Here is a 574-nt window from a genome sequence, read left to right on the forward strand (position 1 = left end):
GCCTGTCTCCGCGCACGCGGGATGAAGTCGATATCTTCGACGCCGCGCGCCATCTGGCACCCGAATGCTTTTTCGACAACAGCCTCGTACTTGAGGCTGAGATGTTCCTCAGCGGAACTGGCTTGCCAATCTTGTATCAGGCCGCAGGCATGGCGGCCGGACAGGCTCAACCTCCGGTTCGCACCGCCCGGGATATCCTGCAGGACGCACGCGACGGCAAAGACCCGATCGCCGGTCGCACTGCAGAATTGTTCATCAGCCATCTGGGTGCGTTGATGGGTGACATGGCCGTCACCGTGATGCCTGCCGGTGGCGTCTTCCTTGTTGGTGGCGTCGCCGAGAAAAACCGCTGGATGTTTGGCGAAACCTTCTGCGACGCGTTCAATGCAGGCGGGCGTTTCAGCGAGTTGCGGCAGTCGATGAACCTTTATATCTCGGAACAGGCCGAATTTGGCATTGTTGGCGCTAACAACTTCTGTAAAAATGCGCTTCAGCGATAACTGAGCGTATTTTGGAAGAGGGTGTGGGATGATCCTGTGTTGTGGAGAAGCCCTGATCGACATGATTGCTGAGC

The 574-nt window shown here is 57.3% G+C and carries 1 protein-coding gene; it reads left to right on the plus strand.

The window, feature by feature from the left end:
• The coding region (locus ACR0E6_RS22810) for a glucokinase (protein ID WP_480587705.1) at window positions 1-500 on the plus strand (500 nt) is incomplete at its 5' end.
• Window positions 501-574: the final 74 nt, after the last annotated feature.

The sequence above is a fragment of the Ruegeria sp. AP12 genome, from assembly GCF_056540025.1.